The organism is Jiangella muralis (assembly GCF_001270745.1).
Lineage (GTDB): Bacteria > Actinomycetota > Actinomycetes > Jiangellales > Jiangellaceae > Jiangella > Jiangella muralis.
This window is the reverse complement of sequence record NZ_LFXL01000053.1, coordinates 1-25515: the sequence shown is the minus strand read 5'-3', so window position 1 is coordinate 25515 and position 25515 is coordinate 1. Positions and strand designations below refer to the sequence as shown.

The 25515-nt window shown below is 71.8% G+C and carries 32 protein-coding genes; 3 read left to right on the top strand and 29 right to left on the bottom strand.

Features of this window, described 5'->3' with window-relative positions:
• Positions 1-52: 52 nt before the first annotated feature.
• The 24 genes from ACW62_RS35500 to ACW62_RS30685 all read right to left on the bottom strand — a co-directional run bounded on the left by ACW62_RS35500 (position 53) and on the right by ACW62_RS30685 (position 19036).
• Positions 53-880 carry a CHAP domain-containing protein gene (locus ACW62_RS35500; RefSeq protein ID WP_053207961.1) on the bottom strand — a complete coding sequence of 276 codons (828 nt, stop codon included), beginning with the start codon at positions 878-880 and terminating at the stop codon, positions 53-55.
• A 2-nt stretch (positions 881-882) separates the two neighbouring features.
• Positions 883-1017 carry a hypothetical protein gene (locus ACW62_RS36325; RefSeq protein ID WP_276202985.1) on the bottom strand — a complete coding sequence of 45 codons (135 nt, stop codon included), beginning with the start codon at positions 1015-1017 and terminating at the stop codon, positions 883-885.
• Between the two features lie 57 nt (positions 1018-1074).
• The gene (locus ACW62_RS30795; RefSeq protein WP_053207960.1) at positions 1075-1437 is read right to left on the bottom strand and encodes a hypothetical protein; all 363 of its coding nucleotides are present in this window, start codon (positions 1435-1437) and stop codon (positions 1075-1077) included.
• A complete protein-coding gene (locus tag ACW62_RS30790; protein ID WP_053207959.1) occupies positions 1437-2198 on the bottom strand; it encodes a hypothetical protein in 762 nt (253 codons plus the stop codon). Before ACW62_RS30790 ends, ACW62_RS30795 begins: the two co-directional genes overlap by 1 nt.
• A gap of 58 nt (positions 2199-2256) precedes the next feature.
• Complete coding sequence (locus tag ACW62_RS30785; protein WP_053207958.1) at positions 2257-2874, bottom strand: phage tail protein; 618 nt, start codon at positions 2872-2874, stop codon at positions 2257-2259.
• The gene (locus ACW62_RS30780; RefSeq protein WP_053207957.1) at positions 2871-4016 is read right to left on the bottom strand and encodes a baseplate J/gp47 family protein; all 1146 of its coding nucleotides are present in this window, start codon (positions 4014-4016) and stop codon (positions 2871-2873) included. The genes ACW62_RS30785 and ACW62_RS30780 overlap by 4 nt, the downstream gene beginning before the upstream one ends.
• Positions 4013-4321, bottom strand: a complete 309-nt coding sequence (locus tag ACW62_RS30775) for a hypothetical protein (protein ID WP_053207956.1) — start codon at positions 4319-4321, stop codon at positions 4013-4015. The genes ACW62_RS30780 and ACW62_RS30775 overlap by 4 nt, the downstream gene beginning before the upstream one ends.
• Positions 4322-4369: 48 nt before the next feature.
• Positions 4370-4594, bottom strand: coding sequence for a hypothetical protein (locus ACW62_RS30770; protein WP_053207955.1), 225 nt, complete (start codon positions 4592-4594; stop codon positions 4370-4372).
• A 13-nt stretch (positions 4595-4607) separates the two neighbouring features.
• Positions 4608-5942: an NlpC/P60 family protein gene (locus ACW62_RS35495; RefSeq protein ID WP_205629709.1), complete on the bottom strand. Its 1335-nt coding sequence runs from the start codon at positions 5940-5942 to the stop codon at positions 4608-4610.
• A 4-nt stretch (positions 5943-5946) separates the two neighbouring features.
• Positions 5947-6624, bottom strand: coding sequence for a LysM peptidoglycan-binding domain-containing protein (locus tag ACW62_RS35490; RefSeq protein ID WP_053207953.1), 678 nt, complete (start codon positions 6622-6624; stop codon positions 5947-5949).
• The gene (locus ACW62_RS30755; RefSeq protein WP_157575100.1) at positions 6624-8930 is read right to left on the bottom strand and encodes a phage tail tape measure protein; all 2307 of its coding nucleotides are present in this window, start codon (positions 8928-8930) and stop codon (positions 6624-6626) included. The genes ACW62_RS35490 and ACW62_RS30755 overlap by 1 nt, the downstream gene beginning before the upstream one ends.
• Positions 8931-9127: 197 nt before the next feature.
• Positions 9128-9688, bottom strand: a complete 561-nt coding sequence (locus tag ACW62_RS30745; protein ID WP_053207950.1) for a hypothetical protein — start codon at positions 9686-9688, stop codon at positions 9128-9130.
• A gap of 109 nt (positions 9689-9797) precedes the next feature.
• The gene (locus tag ACW62_RS30740) at positions 9798-10205 is read right to left on the bottom strand and encodes a hypothetical protein (RefSeq protein ID WP_157575099.1); all 408 of its coding nucleotides are present in this window, start codon (positions 10203-10205) and stop codon (positions 9798-9800) included.
• 17 nt (positions 10206-10222) lie between these two features.
• The gene (locus ACW62_RS30735) at positions 10223-11683 is read right to left on the bottom strand and encodes a hypothetical protein (RefSeq protein WP_053207948.1); all 1461 of its coding nucleotides are present in this window, start codon (positions 11681-11683) and stop codon (positions 10223-10225) included.
• Between the two features lies 1 nt (position 11684).
• Entirely contained in the window at positions 11685-12014 is a 330-nt protein-coding gene (locus tag ACW62_RS30730) for a hypothetical protein (protein ID WP_053207947.1), read from the bottom strand.
• 15 nt (positions 12015-12029) lie between these two features.
• Positions 12030-14228 carry a hypothetical protein gene (locus tag ACW62_RS30725; protein WP_053207946.1) on the bottom strand — a complete coding sequence of 733 codons (2199 nt, stop codon included), beginning with the start codon at positions 14226-14228 and terminating at the stop codon, positions 12030-12032.
• 2 nt (positions 14229-14230) lie between these two features.
• Complete coding sequence (locus ACW62_RS30720; RefSeq protein ID WP_053207945.1) at positions 14231-14593, bottom strand: hypothetical protein; 363 nt, start codon at positions 14591-14593, stop codon at positions 14231-14233.
• 24 nt (positions 14594-14617) lie between these two features.
• Positions 14618-15073, bottom strand: a complete 456-nt coding sequence (locus ACW62_RS30715; RefSeq protein WP_053207944.1) for a phage virion morphogenesis family protein — start codon at positions 15071-15073, stop codon at positions 14618-14620.
• 4 nt (positions 15074-15077) lie between these two features.
• On the bottom strand, positions 15078-15551 hold the full coding sequence (locus ACW62_RS30710) for a hypothetical protein (RefSeq protein ID WP_053207943.1): 474 nt from the start codon (positions 15549-15551) through the stop codon (positions 15078-15080).
• 27 nt (positions 15552-15578) lie between these two features.
• Entirely contained in the window at positions 15579-16157 is a 579-nt protein-coding gene (locus ACW62_RS30705) for a hypothetical protein (protein ID WP_157575098.1), read from the bottom strand.
• Entirely contained in the window at positions 16157-17050 is an 894-nt protein-coding gene (locus ACW62_RS30700; RefSeq protein WP_053207941.1) for a major capsid protein, read from the bottom strand. The genes ACW62_RS30705 and ACW62_RS30700 overlap by 1 nt, the downstream gene beginning before the upstream one ends.
• Before the next feature lie 42 nt (positions 17051-17092).
• Positions 17093-17473, bottom strand: coding sequence for a capsid cement protein (locus ACW62_RS30695; protein WP_053207940.1), 381 nt, complete (start codon positions 17471-17473; stop codon positions 17093-17095).
• Position 17474: 1 nt separating this feature from the next.
• Entirely contained in the window at positions 17475-18755 is a 1281-nt protein-coding gene (locus tag ACW62_RS30690; protein WP_053207939.1) for a hypothetical protein, read from the bottom strand.
• Positions 18756-18757: 2 nt separating this feature from the next.
• On the bottom strand, positions 18758-19036 hold the full coding sequence (locus ACW62_RS30685; protein ID WP_053207938.1) for a hypothetical protein: 279 nt from the start codon (positions 19034-19036) through the stop codon (positions 18758-18760).
• A gap of 136 nt (positions 19037-19172) precedes the next feature.
• On the opposite strand from ACW62_RS30685, the gene ACW62_RS30680 reads away from it, so the two are divergent.
• The 3 genes from ACW62_RS30680 to ACW62_RS34500 all read left to right on the top strand — a co-directional run bounded on the left by ACW62_RS30680 (position 19173) and on the right by ACW62_RS34500 (position 20391).
• On the top strand, positions 19173-19970 hold the full coding sequence (locus tag ACW62_RS30680; protein WP_053207937.1) for a ParA family protein: 798 nt from the start codon (positions 19173-19175) through the stop codon (positions 19968-19970).
• 62 nt (positions 19971-20032) lie between these two features.
• Positions 20033-20242 (top strand): hypothetical protein, encoded by a 210-nt coding sequence (locus ACW62_RS30675; protein ID WP_053207936.1) that lies wholly within the window; start codon positions 20033-20035, stop codon positions 20240-20242.
• Positions 20239-20391, top strand: a complete 153-nt coding sequence (locus tag ACW62_RS34500) for a hypothetical protein (protein WP_157575097.1) — start codon at positions 20239-20241, stop codon at positions 20389-20391. Before ACW62_RS30675 ends, ACW62_RS34500 begins: the two co-directional genes overlap by 4 nt.
• A gap of 361 nt (positions 20392-20752) precedes the next feature.
• Here the strand turns inward: ACW62_RS34500 and ACW62_RS30670 are convergent, their stop codons facing one another.
• From ACW62_RS30670 to ACW62_RS30650, 5 genes are all read right to left on the bottom strand, one after another.
• A complete protein-coding gene (locus tag ACW62_RS30670; protein WP_053207935.1) occupies positions 20753-22795 on the bottom strand; it encodes an FtsK/SpoIIIE domain-containing protein in 2043 nt (680 codons plus the stop codon).
• A complete protein-coding gene (locus ACW62_RS30665) occupies positions 22792-23481 on the bottom strand; it encodes a DUF2637 domain-containing protein (protein WP_053207934.1) in 690 nt (229 codons plus the stop codon). The genes ACW62_RS30670 and ACW62_RS30665 overlap by 4 nt, the downstream gene beginning before the upstream one ends.
• A 195-nt stretch (positions 23482-23676) precedes the next feature.
• The gene (locus tag ACW62_RS30660; protein WP_157575096.1) at positions 23677-23919 is read right to left on the bottom strand and encodes a winged helix-turn-helix domain-containing protein; all 243 of its coding nucleotides are present in this window, start codon (positions 23917-23919) and stop codon (positions 23677-23679) included.
• Positions 23920-23954: 35 nt separating this feature from the next.
• Complete coding sequence (locus ACW62_RS30655) at positions 23955-24914, bottom strand: tyrosine-type recombinase/integrase (RefSeq protein ID WP_083460364.1); 960 nt, start codon at positions 24912-24914, stop codon at positions 23955-23957.
• The gene (locus ACW62_RS30650; protein WP_053207932.1) at positions 24911-25360 is read right to left on the bottom strand and encodes a DUF6221 family protein; all 450 of its coding nucleotides are present in this window, start codon (positions 25358-25360) and stop codon (positions 24911-24913) included. Before ACW62_RS30650 ends, ACW62_RS30655 begins: the two co-directional genes overlap by 4 nt.
• Positions 25361-25515: the final 155 nt, after the last annotated feature.

Here is a 25515-nt window from a genome sequence, read left to right as displayed (position 1 = left end):
ATCTTTCTGTGAGGGATGGGATGGGGTGCGGGGGAGTGCCGCGGCCGCCCGGTCAGGCGGTGACGCGGAACCCGTGCTTGGAGCCGAGCCGCCGCAGCGAGTCGAGGCCGGGGACGCCGTCGGCGTCGCGGCCGCTGTAGCCGCAGCGGCGCTGCCACGCCGCGTAGGCGGCGACGGTCTTGGTCCCGAACGACGCGTCGGACCACTTCGGGTCGAGCAGCCCCTCGGCGACGAGGGCACGCTCGACGGTGCGGACGTGCTCGGACGCGCCGCGGGTGTGCCCGCCCTGCGACCGGTCGGGGTCGTGCCGCGCCGCGGTGCGCAGCACGGACAGGTCGACGACGTCCAGCGAGGGGCCGTTGCCGCCGCCGCTCGGCGGCTTGGGCTTGGCCGGCGGCTTGGTCGTGCCGGTGCCGTAGGCCGGGCGGCCGTACCCGACGATGCCGCGCTGCCCCTTGCCGACCAGCTTCTTCCGGCGGTGACGGAACACACCGATCCCGGTGCGGCTGCCCGTCGTGTTCGTGTTGCCCTCGATGGTGATCACGTCGCCGCCGTCGACCTTCTCGACGATGCCGATGTGACCGATCCGCCCGAGTTCGGGGTAGTAGATGAACGCGAAGTCACCCGGCCGCGGGGTGGTGACCCACCGGCCGGCGGCCTTGAACGCGGCCGCCCCGGACGGCGTGTAGTGCACGTGGCCGGGCAGCCCAAGCCCGGTCACCTTGGCCATGGCTTCGAGGAAGATCCCGCACCACGCCCACCCGTCCGGGTGGCCGGCGATCTCGTGATACGGCGTGTTGTTGTTGCCGGTCTCGCGGGTGCCGAGCTGCGCACGGCACCAGGCGAGCGCGGCCGCGACGGTGGCGACAGCGGCGCCCATGCTCAGTCCTCCTGCTCGTCGTCGTCGCCGGGCAGCCGCGAGCCGGCCTCCTGCGGGAGGTTCTGCAGGCCGTCCCAGGGGCCTGGGTTGTTGTCGGTGTCGACCGGAACCTCGTCCGGTTCGGTGTGGGTGTCCATGCCGTCGACGCTCGCCGCCGCCGGCGGGTCGTGGGCGGACGCGGCCCGTGTCGCGGGCTATCCGCGGAGCGCCGCGGCGACGGTGGCGACGGCCACTACGACGGACAGCAGCAGCGCGGCCGCGGTGAGCGCGGCGCTCACCCAGCTCGGCCGCCGCGCGGCCTGCTCGTCGCGTTGCCGCTGTAGCTCGGCCCGGAACGCGGCGAGCTGTTCCACGGTGACGTACGTGCCCTCGATGTGCCGCAGCCGACCCTCAGTGTCGACGTTCTCCGAGATGAGGCGGGCGATGCGCTGGTCGTTGGCGGCGATCCACTTCTCGACGGTCACCTGTAGGCCGGCGACGTTCGACGCCAGCGCGCCGACGTCGCGGTGCACGTCGACGATGGTCACGCGCATGGTGGTGCCGTCGTCGTCGGTCATCAGTAGATGTCCGTGGCGATCCAGCCGAACGAAAACGTGCCGCTCCACGACCCGCCGTCCATGGCGTCCGCGGTGACGTTAAAGCCCGTCGACGTCGCGCCGTTGACCTTCAGCTCGACCATGCTCCCGGGGAGCCCCCGCTTCTGGAGGATGACGACAGGGCTCTGCGCGAACGTCTTGCCAAACGCGACGCTCTTTGAAACAGGGCTGCTGGTGGCGCTGGCGGTCCCGATGCTGTCGCTCCCGGCCGCGAAATGGGCGTCGAAAAAGCTTTCGACCCAAGCCCTTGTAGCGGCGTCGCTGCCAACTGTTGGTGCCGCGAGGCTGGTGATCCGCCTGCTGTTCATGTTGACGTTCGCTGTCGGGGGGGCCAGAGCCGATAGCGGGATCGCAGAGTGCGCGGCGGCGTCGTGGGCCGGCATGGTGTGGGTGTGGTCAGCTCGGGCGATCCGGGCCGATGTGCCCTCGACGCCGGCGCCGCCGTATGCCAGGGCGCCGCCGGCGCCGGCGCCGCCGATCGGGTTGACCTCGCTCCACTGCGTGCCGTCGTCGCGGTACAGGCGCCCGGTGCCGGTGACGAAGCAGTACCGGCCGGTCACGCCGGCGGTGGGGCGTGCGTCTACGGTCGCGACTTGCAGGTCGATCGCGAGCATTTCGTCGAGCGTCTGCTGCTGCTGGTCCCACCCGGCGCGGCCGGGCCATGCGTCGGTTCCGGCGGACCAGCGGTTGAGCCCGAGCCGAGGTGTCTGTGTCACCGCCATGCGGCCAACGCTGACCGAGCCGGCCGGCCCATGGGCGGACGTGGCCGGTGTCGCGACCTCAGTCGATGCCGGTCGAGTCGATCGGCGCCCACGTCTGCTGTGCGTCGATGTCCTGCCACAGCGGGAACGCGGTGTCGACGGCGCTCCACGGGATGTCAGCAGACTGCACGACCAGCCCGTACCCGGCCGGTTTCGCGCCGGCGGCGACGACGGCGTCGGCCACCAGCGACATCGGGGAGGGCGCCTCGTCGGACCTGACGAGGATCAGCAGCGCGAACGGGTCAGGGCCGGCGTGTGGCCGCACGTCGACGTACCGGGTGCCGGTGAGTGCCGCTTGGGCGGCCTCGGCGATGGCGGCGCGGGTGCCGGACTGCCACCCGGTGGCGCCGCCAGAGATCGCGTCCCGCTGCTGCTGCACGGTCATGCCGGCGCGCAGCCGCACGCCGACGAGCTGCGCCAGCCACGGCAGCCACGCCGGGTCGGCGGCGGCCGGGTCGGTGAGGTCGCCGGCGTCGACGCGGTCTGCCAGCGTGTCGACGTCGCCGGCGATGTCGCCGAGTAGCGACAGGTACCGCAGCAGCGGGTACGTGCCCTGCGCGGCGTCGGCGTCGCGGTACAACTCGGGCAGGTCGGCGTAGAGCCGGGCCGTGAACTCCGAGACGGCGGGCGGCGTCATGGGCCGGGCACGACGGTCACGGTGACGGTGCCGGCCTGCGCGAGCGGCGCGACACCGGTGAGGGCGACGTCGGCGGCCGGCTGGACGAGGCTGGCGACGCGGCCGACGCCGGCCACCCGGTCAACAAGGCCGATCAGTTCGTTCCGCCAGACGGTGCCCTGCCACGGCCAGACGGCGGGGTCGAGGTACGCGGCGACGGCGGACGAGACGGCGGCGATGACCGAGGCGTCGTCGACGGCGGTCGACGTCACCTGAACTGTGACGGCGACGGTCGTCGTCGTCGGGTCGATGACGTGCACGTCGAGCCCGGCCACGGCGCGCGCTTCGAGCAGCCCCTCGACCTCACCTTTCGTTGGTGCTGGCAGCGGCGCGCCGTCGAGGTCGGCGACGGCCACCGTGACGTGACCGGTGTGGTCGCCCGGCGCGCCGGTGCCAGCGGTCGGGTCGTACAGGTCGATCGTGACCGCGCGGCCGACGCCGGCGGTTTCGAGCGCGGCCGCGGTGAAATGGCCCGGCAGGACCAGCGTCGACACCAGGCGGGACAGCAGCGCCGACCCGCGGTCGAAGTAGGCCGCGTCGGTCTCGGCGTCGCGGCCGCCGGCGAACCCTCCGACACCGACCTCGACCAGCTCGACGTACGGGACGGCGTCGATCAGGTCCAGCCGCAGCCCTTCCGCCAGGCCGTTCGCGTCCTCGCCCTGCTCGATGGCGGTCGCGTACACCTGACCGACGGTGGCGCCGGACAGGATCTCCAACGGCTCGTCGGTGAGCAGGTCGACGACAACACCGGTGGTGGCGACGGTGGCGCGGACCCTGGTCTGTGCGGGGATCAGGTGCCCGAGCGAGTCGGCCAGGGTGAACCGGACGCGGCCGCGGGTGCGGGCGCCGGCGTCACGGGGCAGCCCGTACAGGCCGAGCACGCCACCCATGACGGCGTCGGGTAGCCGGTTGATCGCGTACACCAGCTCGGCGACGACGAGCGCCGTCGACTCGATGAGGACCACCTCGGTGTTGCCCTCGCGTGGCGCCCACTCGGGCAGCTTGATCGCGGCGTCTGCGATGGCCCGGTCGACGAGCACCCGCTCGTCGGCGTCGTACAACGACTGGTCGACGTAGCCAGGCAGGTCGGGCGAGACGGTCACGACGGGTCCTCTTCCTCAAACGTGATGGTGGTGACGGCCGTGGTGTCGTTCTCCCACTCCGTGTCGACGGACTCGACGGTGACGCCGTCCGGGCCCCACTGCGACAGGCCGGCGGACAGCTCGCCGGCGTCGTACCCGTCGAACGCCGGGTCGGACACCCCGAACGCCGGCACCATGCGCCGCTCCCCGAGGCGGGTGAGGGCAAGCACGGCGACCGCTTCGGCGGCCGCCGCCGTCGTGCCCTCGTCGACGGTCACGACCGCGCCGGTGTCGGCGATCCGGAACGGGTGCGACAAGATCCCCATGCGGCCCAGCGTCGCCCGACCTGGCCGGGCGGTGTGGGATGCGGGCCGCTACTGGAGCACGCCGAGGACGGCGACGTCGTCGCGGCGCCCTTCCAGCGGCGCCACCAGCACCCGCGCACCGGCCACGTACGGGCCGCCGGCGGCGACCGCGTTGCACGGCCCGTACTCGTAGTCCTTGGCGGACAGGCGGGGCACGGTGACGTAGACGGCGGGCCCGTCGAGACGGGTGACGGTGCCGATCCAGACGCCGGGCAGGGCGGGGCGGGCGGCCATGGGGCGGTCCCTTCTACGGGTACTTGATGCCGGGGACGAGCCCGCCGGCGATCCACCGGACGGTTTCGCGGCCGGTCGCGGACATCTCGGTCACGCCGTACGAGCGGTTGACGGCCTCGATGGTGCGGCCGTTGCCGAGGCTGATGGCGACGTGCCCGTTCGCGAAGAGCAGCGCGCCGCGCGTGTTGATGGCCCGGTCGACGCTGATGAGCGTGCCTTTCCGGTCGCAGTAGGCGCGCTGGTTCCCTGAGCCGTCGACGAACTTGACGCCGGCGCGGGCGGCCGCCCACTCGACCAGCTCGGAGCAGTCGAACGCGTTGGGGTCCGGGTCGCTGGCGGACGCCTCGGCGCCGTAGACGTACCGGTCGCCGGCCTGCGCGAGCGCGGCCGCGACGAACGCCTCGGCGGTGCCGTTGGCGCCCTGCTCGCCCGACCTGCCGCCGCCGGCAGGGGAGGGGTCGTCGGGGTCGTCGGGGTCGTCGGGGTCGTCGGGCGGTTTGGGGTCCGGGTTGATCGGCGTGCGGATGCCGACAGAGACAGGTGCGTCGTTGGCGAACGGGATATCGACGCTGCTCACGAGATAGTCGTCGTTGAAGTAGGGGACGCCGCGGAGCCGGACAGCGTCGCCCGGCCGGATGCGCTCGGCGTCGTCGCCGATGATCTCGATGGTCCCCTCGATGCCGGTGTCGGAGTCCTCCGACCTGCGCATCTTCGGCAGCGACACCAGCCCTTCGGAGGCGTCATCGTCGAACGACCAGGTGAAGTGGTACATCGTGGCGCGGGTCATCAGCCACGTCGGGCGGCCGAAGTAGAGCGTCCCGCCGGCCTCGAACGTCACGTAACCCAACTCGTCGGCCAGGCGGCGTATGACGTCCCACGAGTTCTCGGGGGTGTCGCTGCCGGTGCTGGCCTGGCGGGCGATCTGGCGGCGCTTCGCGGACGGCTCGCCGACGAACCGCAGCCCGAACCGTTGCGCCTCCATGGCCGCGAACTCGGTCGGGCTCAGGCCTTTCCACACCTTCTCCCCGGTGGCCTTCCGCATCGCGCGGACGTGCACCGACCGGGCGGTGACCTCAACGGCTGGCACGCCGTCGGCCTCGGTGAGCGCGACGGCGGCGATGCCGAGCAGCAGGTCGGCGTAGTCGCACTGCCCGCCGATGTCGAAGATCCGGCCGGCCAGCAACCCAAGGTCGGGGTCCTCGGCGGTGAGCGTGAGCTGCGTGACCTCGGTCATGGACAGGCTGACGCGGCCGCTGGTGATGGCCTCGGCGATGTTCGACGTGTTGCCTCGGCGGCCCCGCACGACGAGGCGGCCGATGTGCTCGGTGTACAGGTCAGCGGCAGCCATCACGTCACCGCGGCGGGATCGTCAGCTTGTGCCCGATCTGGAGCTTCCTCGGGTCCTTGACGCCGTTGAGCTTGGCTATCTCTTTCCACCGGTACGGGTCACCGAGGAACTTGCGGGAGATCTCCCACAGGGTGTCGCCCTTCTTCACGACGTACGTCCGGGTGGCCGGCCGGGGCGGCTTCGGGGGCGGCGGCTTCGGCGCCGTGCGGGCGATCTTCGGCCGCACGCTGTAGTCCTCACCCAGGGACACGTTCGCGGTCGCGCGGGTGATCCGGTTCGTCCCGGCCTGCATCGCCTCGGTCGTGATGGTGAGATCGTCGATCTTCCACCAGTCGCCCGAGATCTGCCCGAGCCGGTACAGCAGCACCCGCTCACCGTGCCGGGCGATCTGCCGTAGCTGGTTGATCTCGGCTTCGATGGGTTCCTGCGCGTCGGTCTCACCGATGATCGCGGAGAACCGGAGCGTGCGGGAGTGCCCGCCGACGCGGCGCCGCAGCGGCCGCCGGCCGGGCCGCTTGACGAGCGTGAACTCGGGAGCGTCGCCGCCGGCGTCGAGGATGCGCGGCGCGAACGGGAAGATGAACCGGCGCCCGGACTCGTCCTGGATGTACGCCTTGGGGTGCTTCCGCGGCGGGGCGGCGGCGCGGCTGTCGGTGCGGCGGCGGATCGCAACAGTGGCCATCAGCGGGTCCGTTCTTCCTGCTCGCGGAGGATGCGCCGCAGCGCGCGTTCGACGGCGTCCTCGATCTCGGCGTCGTCGCGGGGGTTGACGACGGTCACCTGTACGGCGCCCTCGGCGACGACGACGCCGGCGCCGCCGGAGCCGACCGAGCCGTGCCGCGGGGTGGCGGTGTCACCCATGACCGCGTGGACGTGGCGGCCGCCGCCGTCGCCGTGGATGGCGGCGTACCCGCCGCCGGCCCGGACGGCGCGCGCGTACTGCGGGAGGTTCCGCCCGACGACGTCGACAGCGCGGCCGGCCTGGTGGTCACCGGAGCCGCCGCCGTGGCCACCCCCGCCGACGAGCGCGTTCGAGATCCCGTACCCGCCGCCGAGCGACATGGCGATGCCGTAGTGCGCGGAGAGGGTGCGTTTCAGGTTGCCGGGCCCGCGGCCGCGGCTGGTGGCGGTGTCGCCCATGCCGGGCGCCAGTACCGTCCCGGACCCAACTCCGTTGCCGGCGAACGAGCTGATCGGCATGCCGGTGTTGTTAGCGGCCTGGATCTGCACCCATATCGGTTTGTTCGCGACGCTGGTCCGCAGCTCGTTGATCGCAGCCTCGGCCTTCGACGGGTCGGCCATGATCTCTAGCTCGCGCTCGATGCCGCCCAGGGCCTCGTTCGCGTCTTCCTTGAAACCGGAGATGGCGTCGGCCGCGCCGTCGAGCTTGTCACCCAGGCCGGGCACCCACCCGAACGCCCGCGCGGCGCCGTTGACCAGCGTCTCGACCACGGTCAGGTAGAAGTTCACCAGGTGCCGGAACGCGGTGACGGCGACCTCGGCAAGCCAGATGGCGCCCTGCTTGACGGCGTCCCACGCCCCGGTCACGATGTCGCGGAACGTCTCCGATTCCTGCCATGCGTACGTGATCGCGGCCACAAGCAAACTGAGAATGGTTATCACTGTACCGAGGGGGTTGGCGCGCATCGCCGCGTTGAGCCCTTTCTGCGCGAGCGTGGTGCCGGCGATGGCGGCCGAGATGGCGCGGTACGTTCCGGCCAGCCATCCGATCGTCCGGTACGCGACGAACCCGGCCAGCACAGCAGCGAGGACCGGTTGCAGCTCCTCGGCGTTGTCGGCCACGAACCCCAGCCCCTCACGGGCCAGACCGAGCGGACTGAGGAACGCCGGCAGCGCGCCGGACAGGTCGTCGATGGTGGGCAGCAGCACGTCACGGAGGACGGTGCCGGCGTCGTCGGCGAAGTCAGCGAAGGACGTGAGGCCGTCCTCGATAGGGCCGATCAGGTCGCCCGTCCCGCCGAGCATGGCGTCGATCGTTTCGGCGGCGCCGCGCGCGTCACCGGACGACAGCGCCGCCCACAGCTCCGGCACCAGCGCGGCGGCCCGCTCGACATGGTCGGCGAACTCGGGCACCTTGGCGACCAGGCCGTCGACGGCGGGCCCGAGGCGGGAGTCGAGCGCCTGCGCTGCCTGCTCGGCGGCCGGCAGCAGCGCCGTACCGACCGCGGTGGCGGCCTCGATGAACCGGCCCTTGATGGCGCGCATCTTGTTCGCGAGCCCGTCCGACGTGCGTTCGAGGTCGCCGTTCGCGTCGCCGAGCCCCTGCATGATGAGCTGGTGCCGGACCATGACCTTCTGCGCCTCGGTCAGCTCGCCGGTCATCCCCATCGTCGCCGCCTGCGCCTTCATGGTGGCGTCACTGAGGAAGATGCCGAACTGTCGCAGCGGCTCGGCTTCGCCGGCGAGCCCGGACCGGAGCGCCATGAAGACCTCGGTCGGGTCAGCGTTGTAGAAGCTGGACAGGTCAAGGCCGGCCTGCGTGAGCGACGTCGAGAAATCGCCCAACGCGTCGATCGGCACGCCGGCAGCCTTACCGAAAATACCGAACGTATTTGCGGCCGCTTTCAATTCAGCGGTAGGAATTCCGAAACGCGAATACGTTTCGTCAATGTATCCTTGGACTTCGGCCGCCGCGCTGGCGAACACCGTCGAGAACGCCGACGCCGTCTCCGCGGCGTCGCTGGCCATGCCGAGCAGCTTGGCGCCGCCGATGACTGCTGCCGCGGTCAGCGCGGCGACGCCGGTAGCTGCCCCCTTCAACAGGGTGAGGACGCCGCCGCCGAGTCGGCGGGCCAGCCCGCCGACACCGGCCGTCATCTCCGAGAGCGACTTACTCGACCGCTTGGCCGACCGGTCGAGTTGGTCGGTGTCGTCCTTGGTCTTACGGATGCCTTCGCGGACCTTCGCGAGGGCGCGGGACAGGTCATCTTCGAGTGACGCCTTGACGACGATCTCGTCATCGTCCACCCGTCCCGCCTCCCATCAGCTCTTTCGGTTCGCCTTGGAGATCTCGTCGTTCACGTGTCGGGCCGCGGCGATGCGGACCGCGGCCGTGACCCTGTCCCGCTCGCCGAGCACGACGGCCGGGTCGATCTTGAACAGGTACGCGATGTTCGCCGCGGCGTGGACTCGCGCGTCATCCCTGATCAGGGCGAAGACGCGGCTTACGTAGGGTCCACAACGTCGGCGTCGTCACCCCATCCGGACTCGGCGAGAACGGTCTTGGCGGCCGAGTCGAGGTCGCCGTCGCGGCCGAAGAACGCCTTAGCGGCGTCGGCCGCGCTGCGCACCTTCAGCACGTCGAGCAGGTCGGGGTGTCGGAACGTGAGCGGTTCCTCGTCCTCGCCGAGCAGCCGCTTCCCGTTCTTGTGGATGGCGACGCACGTGTACGCGAGGATCAGCCCGGCGAACTTGACGTCGTCGATCTGCTCCCGCTTGACGCGGGCGATCTTCCGCCACTTCGAGATCTCGCCGCTTTCGACGTTGGTCCGGCACCACGCGGTGTAGCCGGGGCGCCCTTTGACCTTGATCGGGACCGGCTCGCCGAGCTTCTGCTTGACGTCGGTCGCGATCATTTCCAGGTCGGACGGGCCATCGTCGTCGAGCGCGGTGGTTTCGTCCTCGACGGGCCCGCGGCGGCGGGGCTCGTGCGGTGCGTCGGCGGGCAGGGCGTCGAGGTCGGCGCGGGCGCCACTCTCGAACTGGAAGTCGGTCGGGCTGGTCATGGGCGGGTCCTTCCTCTGGTGGGTGGCGTGGTGGTTACCGGCCGGCGGCGGTTGCCCGCTCTCTGCTGGTGGCGCGGCTACTCGGCCGCCGGCCGGTGGTCTTCGGGGGTCAGGCGGCGCCGTCGGTCGCCCACTCCATCTCGAAGGTCGCAGCGTCGCCGCTGGACGAGTCGAGTTCCGGGTCGTTGACCCGGACGAGCAGCGAATTCGGGTACGTCGTCGGCCGCCCAATGGGGGTGAGGTCGGCGTCGGTGGGCTGCTTGGTGACGGTGCGGCGCAGCCGGCCGACCTGCTTCCGCAGGGACGCGATGACGGGCTGGTCGCGCTGCGGGTCGTACGGCCGACCGATGACGAGATTCGACGTCTCGGCCGGCGCCGACAGCGTCGACGGCTGAAGCTTCCCGCCGTCCCACACCTTCGACACAGCGGCGGTGACCTCACCGCCGGTCTGCGTGGCGAAGTACTCCGGGATGCCCTGCACGTTCACGAGAAACTGCCGCTGACTGGCGCGCGCCATGATCGGTTTCTCCCTTCTCAGACGGACGCCGTCAGGGCGGCCTTGACGATGGTGAGCCGGATGAGGGTGCCGACCGGCGACACCCGGACGGCGAGCACGGCGTTGATCGTGTTCGACGCGAGCACGGCGTCGGTGTTCACGGTCTCGCCGACGTCGACGGAATAGCCGGGGTCGATCTGCTCGCCGTCCTCGGTCAGCCGCTCGAACAGGCCGCCGTCGGCGCGGATCGGGTCGACGAGCCCGACGAGGGTGGACTCGACTCGCGACAGCAGCCGGCCGCCGCCGTCGATGGTCTCGAACACGAACGGTTCGAGCAGCGCCTCGGCCTGCACCGCGAGGTAGTTGAGCATGTCCCGCCCGACGAGCAGGGCGTAGTTGTCGGCATCGGGGGACAGCGACCGCCACCCGTAGAGGCGGGTCGTGTTCACGATGCGGCGGATGGCGCTGACGCGGCCCTCGTCGAGGGCGTCGCCGGCGGCCCGGTTCAGCTCGACCGACGGGCCGAGGATGTACCGGGACTGCGCGATCTGCCCGGCCGGCGCGCGCCACGGGCCGACGTCGCGGTGCGCGCGGGCCCGGCACGCCGCGACGTACCCCTCGGGCGGGATCGGGCGGGCGCCTGCGCCGTCCGGCATCAGCACCCACGGGTAGAACAGGCCGGCGTGCTCCGAGCCCGGCAGCGCGCCCAGAGTGGCCGCGGCTGCGGTCGCCTCGGACTCGACCGCGTCGACGTCCATCGCCAGCGCGACGAGCCGGTTGTGCGTGCGGGCGTGCTCGATCAGGCCGGGCCCGACGAGGTCGGCGGTGTAGCCAGGCGCGGCGACGATGCCGGCGCCCAGCTCGGGGGCGAACCGGGCGGCCGCGGCGACGACCTCGGGCGCGTCGACGTTGGCGCGGTCGTCGGTGCCGGCCGACAGCGCCGTCGCGGCGAGAACGGCCGGGAGGTTGTCGGGCGCCGCGGTGACCGAACCGAGGTCGGCGACGGTGATCCACGTCGACGCCGCGGTGCGGGTGACGGCGGCGGCCGGCGTGGCGATGTTGTCGTACCGCTCGACGACGCGGCCGCCGTAGGAGATGACAAGCCGGAACGTGCCGGCGGCGGTGCCGGCCTCGACGGCGACGGTCATCCCGGTCGACCAGGCGCCGGGCGACGCCGCGGTCACGGACAGCGTCGCGACCGCCGGGGTCGCGCGGTCCATGAGCTGCAACGTGCCGGCGGACGCGGCCGGCCCGACGACGCGGGCGACGAACGCCTCGGCGCCGCCTTCCTCGAAGAACACCCGCAGGTCGTCGTGCAGCGCGCCGTACGCGACACGCTGCCCGAGCAGCGCCTCGTACTCGCCGAGGGACCGCACCCGGACGGGGACGGTGGCGTCGCCGCGCTCGGTGAGGCCGAGCACGAAGTACCGCGCGGCCTGGTCGCTGGCCGGCGCGACCGGCCCTTGCCGGGTCGCTGTGGTGATGGTTACGCCGGGCATGTCACTCCTCGCTGTCGCCGGCGCCGCCGTCGGCCGCCGTGTCGTCGGTGTTGGTCTTCGCGCGGGAACGTCGGCGCTCGCGCGCCTGCGCGGCCAGGTGCCGCGCCTCGTGCGTCTCACGCATGGCAGCAGCGGCCGCCCTGGTGACGCCGGTCGCCGGTACCGGGTCGAGGGTCTGGACGACGAGCAGCCGGCACGCGGCGACAGCAGCGGCGACGACCGGCGACTCGACGTCGCCGGTGCCCCAGGAGCGGGCGCCGATCATGCGGCCGTCCGCGGTGCGCCGGCGCGGCGTGTCGCCGGGGTTGTACAACGTCTCCCACTGAGCCATACCGGCAGCGTCGTTTCAGAGCGCGGGATGTGGTGGGAGGGCGCCCGTGTCGAGCGCTATCGACTCGACCGTGCCGACGCCGCCGTGGTCGATGGTCTCCTCGACCGTGACGTCGACGGTGACGTACGCACCGGCGATGGTGGCCGCCGAGTCGTCGACGGCAACCTCGCTGTACGACTCGGTGATCGACGTCGGGGCGACCGCGGCCAGCGGGCCGAGGACGCGGCGCGTCAGCAGCAGCTCACGCACCGCGAGCGTGTACCGCTTCCGCGCGGTGTCGGTCTCGGCGGCGTGGGTGCCGCGGGCCCACACGAACAGCCGCAGCGCGTACGTGCACGCGTAGCTCTCGGTGGTGCCGGTCACCCGGGCGGGCGTGATGGCGCGGGTGTCCTGCCCGACGACCAGCACGCACGGCCAAAACTCGATCGGTAGCTGTACCTGGTCGTGGGCGAGCACGTGCGCCAGGTCTGGCAGCTTGTCGGGCCCGACCCTGTAGCGGGCGCGCAGCTCGGTCAGCTTCCCCGGCATGCGGTCGCGGACCGCTGCGGCGACCAGCTCGGAGGCGCCCTCGATGCCGGTCGGGTCCTGGACGTAGGGCCCGCCACCACCGGACGCGACGACCTCCACGACGGACACGCCGCCGCCAGCGCGGCCCGACGAGCCGTCGCCGTCCGCGATGACGTCGACCAGGGCGACGCCGCCGCCGGCTCGCGAGCTGACCCCGCCGCCGTCGGCGACCGCCTCGGCCACGGAGACGGCGCCGCCGGGCCGGGCCGACAGCCCGCCACCGGTGGGCGCGGCCTCCACGACGGCGACCCCGCCGCCCTCGTGATGCTCGGCGAGTTCGTACAGCTCGACCGAGGACAGCCGCACAGCAGACGCCGCGGCCTCGTTCGTCGCGTCGTTGTGCGCGAGCGTGATGGCAGCCCGCAGCCCCTTCCGCATGTGGTCCTCGACCTGGTACGGCCACGTCGACGGCTCGGGATTGCCGTCGTACCAGAGGCGCCCACGGATCGTGTCGCCGGCCGCTTCCAGCCGGACCCACGTGACCGGGCCACCGACGGTGGACACCTCACCGGCCAGGTTCTCAACGAGCATCGTGTAGCCGTCGAACTCACGCGTCCCGGTCATCGACGCCGCGGTAGCGATGGGGGAGCGGCGCAGCAGCCGGATCACGGTGCCAGCCGTCGAGTGCTGCCGGGCGGGCAGCTCGAACAGCATCGAGACGCCGGCGCCGAACTTGTCGTCGGGGGTCTTGGCGCCGGCGACGCTGGTCGTGGCCGCGCCGCGGATCGTGGGCACCCAGAACGAGTTCGTGTGCCCGGCGACGGGGATCTCGTAGCGGAGCAGCATGCCGTGATCAGCGGGTAGATCCGCGGCCGCCGTCAGCCAGGCGAGCGACCCGAGCTGCGTCCCGTCCGTCGACAGGGTGACGCTGCCCGTGGCCGGGGTGACCGTGCCGCCCGCGGCCGTGGCCGGGGTGAGCCACGCCGGCACCGCGCCGTCGGCGAAGTTCGTCGCGTGGATGGTCCGCCGGGTCACGGCCGGCGGCGGTGTGGTGGCGTCGCCGCTGCGGCCGACCATGTCGACGACGGCGGCGATGCGCTGCACGCGGCCCTCGGTCCCGGAGGGTGTGGCTGTGGCGTGGATGGCGAACCGGTCAGCCGGCACCGCCGAAACGGCCGTCGCGATGACGTACCAGGTGCGGCCGTCCATGCTGGCCGAGTAGGTGAACGTGGTGGTGGGCTGGTCGTAGGCGAGCCGAAGCCACGTCGGGCCGCCGTAGAGGACGCTGCCGAGGGTGTCGGTCGTGGTGATGGAGGCGCGGGTGCCGCTGGTGTTCGTCGTGCCCCACCGGTGGAACCCGAACCACATCCGGTCGGCGCGGAACGTGCCGGCCTGCGCGTCGGTGAACGACGCGAACCGGGCACCCTGGATCGTCGCCGAGTTCAGCGCGAGCAGGTCGAGACCCTGATTGGGGAGAGTGATCGACTCTTCCGCCAGCGCGACGGCGATGTCCCACGACCCGCCGACCGGGGTCCAGATGTGCGGGCCCTGCGGTGTGGTCCCCGTCGTGAACAGGCTGTTCATGGTCTGGCCGGGGGCGATGGCCAGCTCGGCGTACCCGCCGCCGACGACGACCGACGAGCCCGCCGGAGTGACGGCCGTCCACCCGGCGGGCAGGGTAGCGCCGTCGAACCGGGTGACGGTCACGGTCAGCCCACCGGGGCGCGGTGGAGGATGCCCGTGTCGGCGGCGCGCAGCAGGTACGTGCCCTGCCCGGTGTACGTCTCGGGGGCCGGGGCGCCCTGGTCGTCGACGACGGCGGCGCCGCCGTAGTTCGTGCCGCCGGTGGCAGCGCTGTAGCCGCGCCACCCGGCCACGGTCGAGCCCGGCGGGATGTCGAACGGCAGGTCGGTCGTCGGCCGGGCGAGCGCGGCGTCAGTCCAGGTGACGGGCTGCCGCGCGTAGGCCGGGTCGCCGCCGGTCAGTTCGACGCCGGCGCCGTTGACGAGCCCGATGTGCGTGATGGCGTCCGGGCCGGTCGAGCCGAGCCGAGCGAAGTAGGCCGCATCCATGAGCGTTTCTCCTGGTCAGGTGGGTTAGGCGTTGCCGGTGATCACGAAGCGTTGGATGCGGCGCATCCACTCGCGGCGCATGTTCTCCGTCAGCTCGACCGGGCGCCGCTGCGGCAGCCCGGCGCCGCCGCGCTGGTGGTGGCGGCCGTAGTCGACGTCGGAGCCGATCGCCATCGACTTGTTCTCGATGACCTCGACCCCGAACGGCCGCGTGGTCAGGCTCTTTCGCAGCGCGCCTGTGCGTTCGAGGACTCGCGTGCCGGGGTAGTGGCGTGCCTTCCAGCGGGCGTACCGCGGCGACAGCGGCGACCAGCCGCCCGACGCGAACGCACCTTCGCTGTTGAACTGCCGGGTCTCGGCACGCTGGAACGACTCGGCGAGCCAGTACCAGACCGGCGTCAGGTCGTCGACGTTGTCGCCGACGCGGGCGAGCGTGCGGTCGAGCTGCACGTCGCCGTAGAACGCGAACGAGATCCGCACGACGTCACCACCTGATGCCGTCGTAGAACGTCACCGGCGGGAACGACCAGGCCGGCCGGTCCGACGTCGGGTCGGCCGACTCGTCGGGGTCCTGCGTCCACTCCTCGACCAGCTTCGCCAGGGCGTCGAGGCCGGTGGTGTAGCGGTCCCACAGGATGCCCGAGTAGCTGTCGGTCGCCTTGCCTGCACGCTCGGGGAACCGGGCCGCCTGCGCGTAGCTGCCGGCCGCGTTGTGCACGAGGTCGCAGGCAGTGAGCTTCACGTACTCCCGCCGCGAGTCATCGCGCAGCGCTTCCCACCCGTCGAGGCGTAGCGCCACCTTCGCGCAGAACTGGTCAACCCACTCCTGCACGGTGGCCCTGGTGACGATCTTCTGCCCGGGCTGCGGGTTCACCGGCGCCGATTCGAGCAGCGGCGCGTCAGGTAGGAGAGCGGCGACACCGTCGACGGTCGCGCCCCAAGGCTGGCCCTCAGCCATTCGCCGCTCTCCTTTCCTGGTCTAGTGCTACGCGCTGGCGTCGGGCGCCGGTGCGAGGACGCCGAGCTTGACGCCGCGGTCGGCGTACTTGTCGTCGATGAGGACGACGTCGCCGCGCTGGGCGGTGCTGTGCTGGCCGTTGACCATCACGTTGAACCGCGACGCGACGACGAGCATGCGGCGGGAGCCGCCCCACTCCCGGACCACGCCGTTGGGCGTGATGACCGGTTGCGGGGCGGCGTCCCCACCACCCACCGTGGAACTCGTGACCGGTGCCCCGCCGGCCACGAGCAGAGCCAGGGCGGCCGCGCGGGCCGCCTCGGCTGCGGCCCCGTCGTCGGCGTTGCCCGCGCCGTCGACGGTGGCCTCTGCGCCGGGCGCCTCGGGGGAGGCGGCCGGCGCGCTGTCCCCGGCGCCAGCAGGGGGGCTGCTGGCGCCGGGAGTCGGTGCGGCGACCTCGGGCACCGGGGCGACCGCGGGGGCCGTCTCCGGGGCTGTGGGCGCCGCGGAGCTGACGTCCGGTGCGGGGTCCGCGCCGGCGGCCAGCTTGGCGAGCGCGGCGGCCTTGGCGGCCTCGCGCTTCTCCGCAGTGGTGGGGCCCGCCATCACTGCGTACCGGAGATCCGGTAGATGGCGAGCGGGTCCGTGATGATCGGCACGGACACCCGGCCGGCCTGGACGAGCCACGCCTCGCGCCACGGCAGGTCGATGACCCGCGTGTACAGGGGCAGCTCGTCGCGCTGCGAGCCGATGATCTTCGCCTGGCAGACGTCGACGACGCCGGCGGTCTGCCGGTTGGTGACGACCCAGTTTTCGATGCCCGCGAGACCGGCCAGCTTCCCCGACAGGACCGGGTTGATGGTGGTGTTTTCCCGAGGCAGCGCGTCGCGGATGTCCTTCCGCTTCAACAGGTTGAGCGCGTCGGACGGGTGGATGACCGTCGTGTCGGGCTCGTAGCCGAGGTCACTCTGGCTGATCGCGGACTTCGCGGTGTAGAAGTCCGACAGCGGGTCGCCGGTCGCGGCGACGGTCCACTCGTCGGCCGCGTTGCCGCCCTGCTTCAGCGGCTCGGCGGTGATCTTCGCCATGGCGACACTGTCGACCTTCTTGATCATCGTGTTGCGAAGCTTGGTGGTGCCCCGCTGGATGACGTCGCGCTGGTTGCGGCGCACGTTCTCGTACGTGACGAGGAACGCTCCACCACGCTTGACGACGGCGTCGACCTTGGGGGTCGGGTCCGACGCACCCACGAGGGGGAACTCGGCACCGGGCGCGATCTCCTGCACGTCGCGGTCGGTGTAGAGGTCCTGCTCCGTGACCTGGTCGTAGATCACGGCGCCGCCCTGCGCGTCGCCGGGGGCGAAGAGGAAGTCGGCGACGAACCGCTCGCGCGACAGCTCCTCCATGACTCGCTGGACCCTCGTCGGGTTCTTGAGCCACATGTCGACGGTGATCAGCCGGCCGTTGATGGTGGGCGGCCCCGGCGGGTTTGTCAGCACGGTCTATCTCCTTTGCTGGTCAGACGGGTTGTCGGGGCCCGGTCAGGCGACGAGGGCGGGGTTGAACGCGACGAACGCGTCGGCGCCGCTGGCGACGTCGAACACGACGGTCCCGATGGGGATGCCGGTCGAGACCGCGACGACGACGCCGGCCGCGCCGGCCTGGACGACGGCGCCGGCGGTGAGGTTCGTGCCGGCGGTGACGGGCAGGACGCCCTCACGGAGGACGTTGACGAGCTGGCCCGTCGCGACGTCCCACCCGGCGACACCGAACGCGGCTTCGCCTGCACCGGAGTGCGCGACGAGGACGTTGCCCGAGCCGTTGCCGGACACCTTGACGAGCCGCTTGCCGGTCACGTTCGACGCGGCCTTGCAGGTGAGGTCGGAGCCGGGGGCGTAGAGGGGGATCGCGTCGTTCGCCATGTCACTTGCTCCCGTCGGTGATGCCGAACGTGTCCGACTCGAACGCCGCCCACGCGGCCTCTTCCGAGGCGCTGAGCTGCGTCGTCGCGGGCGTGGTCGCGTGGCCGGCGGCCTCGGTGTTGAACCGCGGCTGGATCTTGTCGAGCAGCGTGACCGTGCCCGGCTCGTCGCCGGTGAGCGCGGTCTGCCACGCCTCCAGCTCCGGGGGCGTGATCTTCCCGGCGCGCACCGCGTCGTCGAGGATGCGGGCGTGCCGCTGCTCGGCCAACTCGCCGTGCGCGGCCGCACCCAGGGACGCGTTCTGCGTGAGCGCGGTGAGCTGCGCCGCGGTCAAGGTGACGGTGCCGTCGTCGTTCGGCTTCGGCTCGTCGACCTTGTCGGCCGCGTCCTTCTTCGCCTTCTCGGCCTCGGCCGCCTCGGCAGCCTCGGCGGCCTTGGCCTTGTCCGCGTCCTCGGTGCCGTCGTCGCCCAGCAGCTCGCGCAGCTTCGCCTCGACGTCGTCGTCGCTGGCCTCGGCCAGCGCGGCGGTCACCTGGTCGCGCTTGATCTTGGCCATGCGCTTCCTTCCGTTCGTGGCGCCGGCGGTTGCCGGGCCCTGGTCTGTGCCGTCGTCGTCAGCTTTGGCGGGGTCGACGACCGCGTGTGGGATGGATGCCGTGTCGTGCACGCCGGCGAGACGGTCGAGCCGCGCGAGGGCGGCGTCGACCTTGTCGTCGGGGATGCCGCTGGCCTCGGCGAGCTGGACGACCTCGACACGGGCAGCGGCCAGCCAGGCGACGGCGGCCGCGTCGTCGACGCCGTCGACGAACTCGACCAGGTCGACCCGCTCGGCCTCGGCCGGCGGCGCGCCGTACAGCGCGAGGACGTCAGCCAGTCCCTTCACGGCGGGCCGGGAGACGCCGAGCAGCGCGAGCCCGGTGAGCGCGGCCCGGTACGTCTTGCCGGCGGCGGTGCGCAGCCCGTGCGCGATCTCGACCGAGCGGCGCCGGTAGGCCGTCGGCATGATCTCGGCGAGCTTCGCCGGGATGCCGACGATGTCGCCTACCACCGTGTCGGGGTCGCCGTCCTTCGCGCGGACGTTCGCGACCCACCCGAGCGCCGGCTCGCCGTCGAACCTGGGGTCGATGTGCCCCAGCTTGATCACGGGCCGGTCGACGCCGGCGTCGCCGTACGCCTCGACGATCGATGCCAGGTCTTCGGTGGTGACCTCGACGGGCCCGGTCGAGGCGTTCCATTTCCCGGCCTTGACCAGCTCTACGCCGCGGATGGTGGCGGTGGCCATGGTCAGCCCACCCGTTCGGGCCAGTGCCACGTACCGCCCGGGTGCTGGTCGGTGTCCTCTTCCTGCCGGCACCCGCCGGAGGCGAGGGGCTGGAAGAACATGCCGGTGGGGTTGATCACGGCGAGCCCGACGACGGTGTCGTCGTCACCGGTCTCGGTGATGACGGCCGCACGGCACTGGCTTCGGTACTCGCCTCCTGGGGTGCCGTAGCTGACGTAGTGCACGGCCCGGCCGACGCTCGGTCGCGGCGCGCTCGGGCGCTGCGCGGTGGTCTGCTCCATGGCCGCGACGCTGCCGCCGGCGGGTGCGTCACGGTGGGACCGAACGCGTGTCGCTAGCCAGCCAGCTAGCTAGCGTGCAACACTGAAACGGCGGGCTATCCCGCACATGCCCAGGCCAGAGAGGAACCGATCACACGTGACCGCGCTGGCGGTGGCCAATCAGAAGGGCGGCGTTGGGAAGACCACGACGACCCTCAACCTCGCGTACACATGGTCGTCTCGCGGTGAGACGGTCCTCGTCATCGACTGTGACAAGCAGGCCGCCGCGACCAAGACAGTCATCGCCGACGCCAACGTTCGCGCTGACCTGCCCACTCTTGCCGATGCGCTCGGCCCGACCGGGCGGACGAACGTCGGCCTGGTCGACGTGATCGTGCGGGCTGACGCACAGTGGGGCGGCGTCGACATCGTGCCGGCGTCCCTCGACCTGGAAGACGTGTGGAAGAGCGCGCGTCCTGACCTGGTGTTCTGGCTGCGGCGTGCGGTCGCAGAGACCGGCGTGGGGGAGAAGTACGACCGGGTCCTGTTCGACTGCCCACCGGACCTCGGGCCGGGCATGGTGTCCGCGGCGCTGGCTGCCGACACGGTGATCATCCCGACGCACCCTGAGCGGATGTCTCTCGATGGGGTCGCGGACACGGTCGAGATGGTCGACGTGCTGCGGCGCGACTTTGAGCCCGAGTTGCGGGTGTCCGCGATCGTGCCGTTAGCGGTTGACCGGCGGGTGAACGAGCACGTCGAACGGCTCGACGAGGTCCGGCGGCTGTACGGGGAGTTGGTGACGCGGGCGGTCATCCCGCACCGGGTGAAGAGTGACGAGGCGTCCGGCGCGGGGGCGCCGGCGGCGTGGCTGGCCGGCGACGCCGGCCGCGCGCTGTCGACGGCGTACGGGGATCTCGCGAAAGAGCTGGACGAACGAGCAGGGGGTCAGTGATGGCAGCGACAGAGCGACGGGCGGCGGCGGCGCCGCGCAGTGTTGAGGCGCAGGTGACGCGGATGACGAACGCGCCGGCGACGTCGGGTGACGACGAGGGCCCGCGGTACGTGGCGCTGTCGGTACGGGTGTCGACGGACCTACGGAAGCGGGTGCGCCGCGCGGCGATCGATCACGACGTCGAGATTCAGGACATCGTTACCCAGGCCATCGAGGACAAGCTCGCCGACCTCGAAGCGCACGGCTGGTCCGGGAAGCGCGGCCGCCGGTGACCGTGGCCGTTGAGGCGCCGCCGGCGGCGGCGTTCCGGTGGGCCGGCGACGTGCTGGACGAGTGCGGCTCGTGTGGCTGGTGGGTGCGGGTCGACGAGCTGCACGCGGGGTCGTGTACGTGGTGCCGCGGCGCCGTGCTGACCGGATAGACGCCGGGCCCCGTCCGGCCCACCCTCGGACGGGCCCGGACATGCGTGAGCCCGGCCTACCGGTCATTCCGACCGGCCGCCGGGCTCACGTCTTCCTCGGGCTACTGCCCTCGGCGTCTCGTCCGGCCGGGCCCCGCGAACGGGGTCACCGGCCTCGCTTCCTCACCCACCTCGATGGGCTGGCGTGATCACTCTACTCGGTGCTGACCGGACCGGGCGCTGACCCGCCGACGACGCCCTCACAGCGGCCCTGACGGCAGCCTCTCACGCTGACCGGATCGGGTAAGCATGCAGGTCACAACCGAATCCGGGTGCTGACTGGCCGGTCAGCACCCGGGCCCGTGGGTCAGCAGACTGCGGCCTACTCGCGGCCGTCCTCGTCGCCGTCCGGGTCGGTCGCCGACACGTTGAGCTGTGCCCGCTCGACACCCTTCCCAGACGCCGGCCCCCGGGGCTTCGAGGCGTCCCACACGGTCTTGGGCTCGATACCCAGCTCCCGGAGCTGCCGGCCGACGCTGTGCGCCGTCAGCGACCCGTACGTCGGCTCCCGCAGCGCCGCCAGGCCGGCCGCGAGGTCGCCCAGGTGGATGGTGTCGGCCGACCCGACCACGGTCCGGCAGTCGGTGAGGAAGTCGACCTGTTGCATGACATCGGCGATGTCCTCACCGGCGGCGTACCCCGACAGCAGCCCGGCCGCCTCCCGCGCCGCCCGCGCCCGCAGACCGATCTTCTCGGCCTGGACGCCGTCGAGCCCGAACACGCTGCGCACGATCTGCGCCTCGGCGCCGTCGGCGCGCAGGTACCCCATGCCCTTGTCCTCGTAGGCAAACACGGTCGCGTTGATGCCGGTCTTGTACGCCCCAGTGCCGAGGACAGCGTCGTTCGCCGGCTGCCCCATGACCTTCAACGAGAACCGCACCGCGGCGTTCGCGGAGATCGCCGTAGGGATGCTGCTCGCGTCCGGCTTCTGCGTCCCAAAGTACGAGTGAATGCCGACCGCCGGGCCACGTTTCACCAGGTCAGTGCATATCTGGATCAGTTCCTCACGGGTCGCCTTGTCCGGGTGCTCAAACCACACCTGGCACTCGTCGACGAGCAGCAGCACCGGGCCCATCCGCAGGTCCCGCATGGACGCGATCTGGTCCGTGATCTTGTTCTCAGGGCACAGTGCCCGGTTGGACTCGGCGAGGTTCCGGATCTCCTTCACCCGGCGCCGCATCTCGCGGTGCAGGCCGCGGAGCTGCACGAGCTGGTCGCGCATGTCGTCAGGCTCGTCGCCGACCCCGTACCCGTGCGCCACCAGCGACAACGGCCCAAAGTCCCCGGTGCCCTTGAGGTCGTAGGCGTAGATCACGCACCGGGGGTCGAGCGCGAACACGAGCCCAAGCTGCCGCATCACGAACGTCTTGCCCATGCGGGGCAGGCCACCGATGACGCCGGACGTGTAGGCCAGCAGCAGTTTCATCCAGTGGCCGCGCTGGTCGGTGAACAGCGGCACCGGGTCGAAGATGTTGACCTGACCCTTGTCCATGAGCGCCCACGGCCGCTGACGTGCGGTCGATACCGGCTCGTCGGCGACGTACAGCTCTAGGTGCCCCTCGTGCCGCTTCCCGCGGGTGGGCCAGACGGTACCGAGTTCGCGGCGCAGCGCCGCCGACAGCTCCTCCCGCTTCGCGATGACCTTGGTGGCGGTGACGCCGGCGGGCAGCTCTAGGCCGACCTGGTACCCGCCGGCGGTACGGGCGACGTCGTACAGCAGCCCGATACCGTCGGCGTCGTTCATGCCGCCGATACCGACCCTGGCCAGGGCCTCAGTGACCATCGGTGCCGACATCGGCGGCGGTGCGCCGTCGACGAGCGGTACCGCGTTGAGCAAGGGCCGATCCTTCGGCCGGCCGATCCACCCGAGCAGCAGCACCAGCACCGCCGCGACAGCGACCGATACCAGCCGCGGGGCGAGCAGCCACAGCGAAACCGCGCCGCCGGCGACGAGGGCAGCGACGATACCGGCCACGATGAGCCGATCGTGCACGCGTGCCCGGTGGACACGTTCGAGAGTGACGAACTCGGCGGACTCACCCCGGCCCGCGTGGGCGTGCTGCAAGGTACTGGTCTCGGCGTCGAGCGTCGTCCGTACCGCCCAGGCCGCCGCCCGCCACAGGCCGCGGGGGAACCACCGCAGCAGCCGCAGCGCGTACCCCGGCGCCCACATGGAGTGACGGGCGACGGTGCGGACCTTGCGGCGGCTGACGGTGCGGACGGTATCGACGAGCGCGCCGTCACGCATCCACGGCGGCCGGATCGGCTCCTCCCGGTCGTGGCTGGCGGTACTGGTACCGGCGGCCGGGGGAGTGGTGCGCGGCGTCTCGGTGTCGGGGCCGGCTTGGCCGGTACTGGTGGTCATGCCGCCGCTTCCTGGTCCGATCGCGAGCTGATGGGGGCCGGCGGTATCGAGAGCTTGTCTTTCAGCCGCTTCGCCCGGGTCTGCGACACGCTCAACTCGGAGGTCAAAGCCCTCAGCGGGGCGTCCTCCAACCCACGGCTGCGAATGAGTCGCAACAGCTCGTCGTCGCTGCGGTTCCGGGGCGGCTTGGTAGCCGATACCGCAGCGGCCGCAATCGCCGGCGCCGTCTCGGCGGTGACCGACGAGGGCGCAGGCGGCGAGGCCAGACCAGCTACGGGGGCGGTATCGGGCGTCACCGTGGTCGAGGTCGGGTTCCATTCGGGGTCGGTCCTTCCGGTGAACAGGTGAACCACGAGACCGACCGTGATGGCCGGCACGGACCCGACGGCGGTGACGACCACCCAGCCGGGATCGAGCATGTCGGTACTGAGCAGGTGGGAAGCCGCGTTCCCGGTGACGGTCGCCGCGACGGCGCCGACCGATACCGCGGCGGCGGTACGAGACCGCGTGCGCCGGTACTCGGTGAGAGCTGCGGCCGCGAGCGCGTCGAGGGACAGCGGCAGCAGAGGCGCCGTCCAGGTGGGCCAGCCGGCGTAGATGGCGAGATCGCGGAGGAACACGAACGACGCCAGTACCGCGGCGGCTGCTGATACTGCGATGAGGGCTCTACGCCACCAGATGATCACTCAGGCATGATACCGAACGTTTGGAACGTTTGGATATCGATGTATGCTGCCGGTACTGCCAAGCCCCCAGAGGCGCCGCATTTGGCTGAACGCACCGTCTCACTGGGGACCGAGGTCCCCCGAGACACCGCTTGTAGGCACAACCGGACGACCGAAGACGGTGGGCTTGGCAGCCCCGCCGCCGCGTCTGCGGGGCTACTGCTTGGGGGTGGGGACGCGGAAGGTGCCGCGGGCCGGCCTGGCGACGACCAGCCCCTCATCACGGAGCACCTGAATCGCGGCCCGAACGGTACTGCGACCGAGGCCGAACTCGTCCATCAACTCGACCTCGGTGGGGAGCTTCCCGCCGGCCGGTATCGCGTCAGTGGCCATGCGGTCGCGCAGGATCGCGGCGAGCTGGCGGTACCGGGGCTCTTCGCTCCACTCGTCAATCGGCACGATCGCATGGTACCGAACGTTCCGGACGTTCGCCCTCACTCGTCGGCCGGGGCCAGGTGCGCCGACAGGGCGTACGTGGGGTGCCGGTCGAGCCGGTTCCGGGCCCGGTCGTACCGGCGCGTCGTCCGCGGGTCCTTGTGACCAAGGCCGTCCTGAACGTCGCGCAACGGCACGCCGGCGTCCAGGGACAGTGTCGCGAACGCGTGCCGCAGGACGTGCGGGGTGACCGACCGCGGGTCGTTGAGACCGGCCGTGACCGCCGCGAGCTGGACGTCGCGGTATGCGCCCGTCGTCGTCAGCCGGCGACCGTTGCTCGTGATGAACAGGGGCCCTTCGGTCCGGTCGTCGAGGTACCGCTCGATCAGGTACCAGGCGGCCGGCGAGACCGCGACCCGCTTCCGGGCGCCGCCTTTCCGGGTCACGTCGATGGTTCGGTGCCCTCGGTCGGTGCCGAGGTCGGCAACGTCGATGTTGACGGTTTCCTCCACGCGCAGCCCGTCGAGCAGCATGAGCGCCACGCCGGCGGCCGCGCGCGGCCCAGCAAGGTGGGAGCGCATGAGCAGGGTCGACGCCTCGTCGCGGGACAGGCCGCGGGTCGACGACGCGTCGGGGTCGACGTACGGGCGGGCGGCGTGCGCGACCGGGTTGCGGGCGTCCTCGACTTCTTCCCGCACGAGGTACGTGTAGAACGAGCCGACCGCGGCGAGGCGCCGAGCAACGGTCGACGGCTTGGGGTTGGGTATGGCGCTGCCGGCGCCGGCGTCGCGCCATCCGTCGACGTGCAGCCGGCGGGCTTCGAGGAAGCCGACGCCGTGCTCGTCGAGGAACGCGAACCATCGGTCGATGTCGACGCCGTAGGCGCGGCGGGTGTGCCGGGACCGGAGCGACAGCAGCCACGCGGCGCGCAGCAGGGACCGACGCCGGTCCTCGGGTGTGGTGATGGCCGGCAGGGGCGCGCCGACCGCGGTGAACACGTCGAGCTGATGCGCCGTCATGCCACCCACTCGGGCCGGTAGTCCGGGTGTGTGGCATAGGCCGTGGCCAGAGCTTCGACGGCGCGCTGAAACGCCGCCCGCTCCTCGGTCCAGAACGGCCGTAGGCGAGCGTCTGTTTCGCCTGCCTCGACCCTGACGGCACGCTCGTACATATCGACGATGCGCCGCTTGGCCGCGATGTCGGCCAGCACGTACGCCGGGTCGAACATGGCGAAGTGGGCTTCACCAGCCTCGAACGTGCCGCGGTCGCTGCCGTTCCACCCGTCATCGTGGCGGTACCAGATCACGCCGAACGCGTCGGCCTGCCGCGGCTTGCGATCTCCGGGGGTGCCGTACATGCTGCTCGACGCAACGATCGGCCGCACGGCGGCGGCCGACGCGGTGGCCTCGGCTTCGTCCCACCGGGCGCGCAGGAACGCGACCAGCTCGGCCGCGAGCGCGTTCACTGCGGCCACTCGGACGTGTCGAGGCGCGGCGGGCCCGGCTCGGGTAGCGGCGACTCCGCGGCCGGCTTCGGCGCGCAGGCCGGGCAGATGTCGTACCCCTCGGCCGAACTGGTCCACCCGCCGGCGCGAGCCTTGGCGCGGGCGGCCGCCTCGGG

Bases quoted from the DNA above. Each gene is read 5' to 3' on its own strand.
- ACW62_RS30690 (WP_053207939.1), bottom strand. From the start codon at position 18,755: ATGGCCACCGCCACCATCCGCGGCGTAGAGCTGGTCAAGGCCGGGAAA.
- ACW62_RS30730 (WP_053207947.1), bottom strand. From the start codon at position 12,014: ATGGCTCAGTGGGAGACGTTGTACAACCCCGGCGACACGCCGCGCCGG.
- ACW62_RS30770 (WP_053207955.1), bottom strand. From the start codon at position 4,594: ATGGCCGCCCGCCCCGCCCTGCCCGGCGTCTGGATCGGCACCGTCACC.
- ACW62_RS30795 (WP_053207960.1), bottom strand. From the start codon at position 1,437: ATGACCGACGACGACGGCACCACCATGCGCGTGACCATCGTCGACGTG.
- ACW62_RS30675 (WP_053207936.1), top strand. From the start codon at position 20,033: ATGACGAACGCGCCGGCGACGTCGGGTGACGACGAGGGCCCGCGGTAC.
- ACW62_RS30740 (WP_157575099.1), bottom strand. From the start codon at position 10,205: ATGGCGCGCGCCAGTCAGCGGCAGTTTCTCGTGAACGTGCAGGGCATC.
- ACW62_RS35500 (WP_053207961.1), bottom strand. From the start codon at position 880: ATGGGCGCCGCTGTCGCCACCGTCGCGGCCGCGCTCGCCTGGTGCCGT.
- ACW62_RS30710 (WP_053207943.1), bottom strand. From the start codon at position 15,551: ATGGCTGAGGGCCAGCCTTGGGGCGCGACCGTCGACGGTGTCGCCGCT.
- ACW62_RS30735 (WP_053207948.1), bottom strand. From the start codon at position 11,683: ATGCCCGGCGTAACCATCACCACAGCGACCCGGCAAGGGCCGGTCGCG.
- ACW62_RS30785 (WP_053207958.1), bottom strand. From the start codon at position 2,874: ATGACGCCGCCCGCCGTCTCGGAGTTCACGGCCCGGCTCTACGCCGAC.
- ACW62_RS30695 (WP_053207940.1), bottom strand. From the start codon at position 17,473: ATGGCGAACGACGCGATCCCCCTCTACGCCCCCGGCTCCGACCTCACC.
- ACW62_RS30685 (WP_053207938.1), bottom strand. From the start codon at position 19,036: ATGGAGCAGACCACCGCGCAGCGCCCGAGCGCGCCGCGACCGAGCGTC.
- ACW62_RS30670 (WP_053207935.1), bottom strand. From the start codon at position 22,795: ATGACCACCAGTACCGGCCAAGCCGGCCCCGACACCGAGACGCCGCGC.
- ACW62_RS30775 (WP_053207956.1), bottom strand. From the start codon at position 4,321: ATGGGGATCTTGTCGCACCCGTTCCGGATCGCCGACACCGGCGCGGTC.
- ACW62_RS35495 (WP_205629709.1), bottom strand. From the start codon at position 5,942: ATGGCTGCCGCTGACCTGTACACCGAGCACATCGGCCGCCTCGTCGTG.
- ACW62_RS30745 (WP_053207950.1), bottom strand. From the start codon at position 9,688: ATGACCAGCCCGACCGACTTCCAGTTCGAGAGTGGCGCCCGCGCCGAC.
- ACW62_RS30655 (WP_083460364.1), bottom strand. From the start codon at position 24,914: ATGACGGCGCATCAGCTCGACGTGTTCACCGCGGTCGGCGCGCCCCTG.
- ACW62_RS35490 (WP_053207953.1), bottom strand. From the start codon at position 6,624: ATGGCCACTGTTGCGATCCGCCGCCGCACCGACAGCCGCGCCGCCGCC.
- ACW62_RS30705 (WP_157575098.1), bottom strand. From the start codon at position 16,157: ATGGCGGGCCCCACCACTGCGGAGAAGCGCGAGGCCGCCAAGGCCGCC.
- ACW62_RS36325 (WP_276202985.1), bottom strand. From the start codon at position 1,017: ATGGACACCCACACCGAACCGGACGAGGTTCCGGTCGACACCGACAAC.
- ACW62_RS30720 (WP_053207945.1), bottom strand. From the start codon at position 14,593: ATGGATGCGGCCTACTTCGCTCGGCTCGGCTCGACCGGCCCGGACGCC.
- ACW62_RS30790 (WP_053207959.1), bottom strand. From the start codon at position 2,198: ATGGCGGTGACACAGACACCTCGGCTCGGGCTCAACCGCTGGTCCGCC.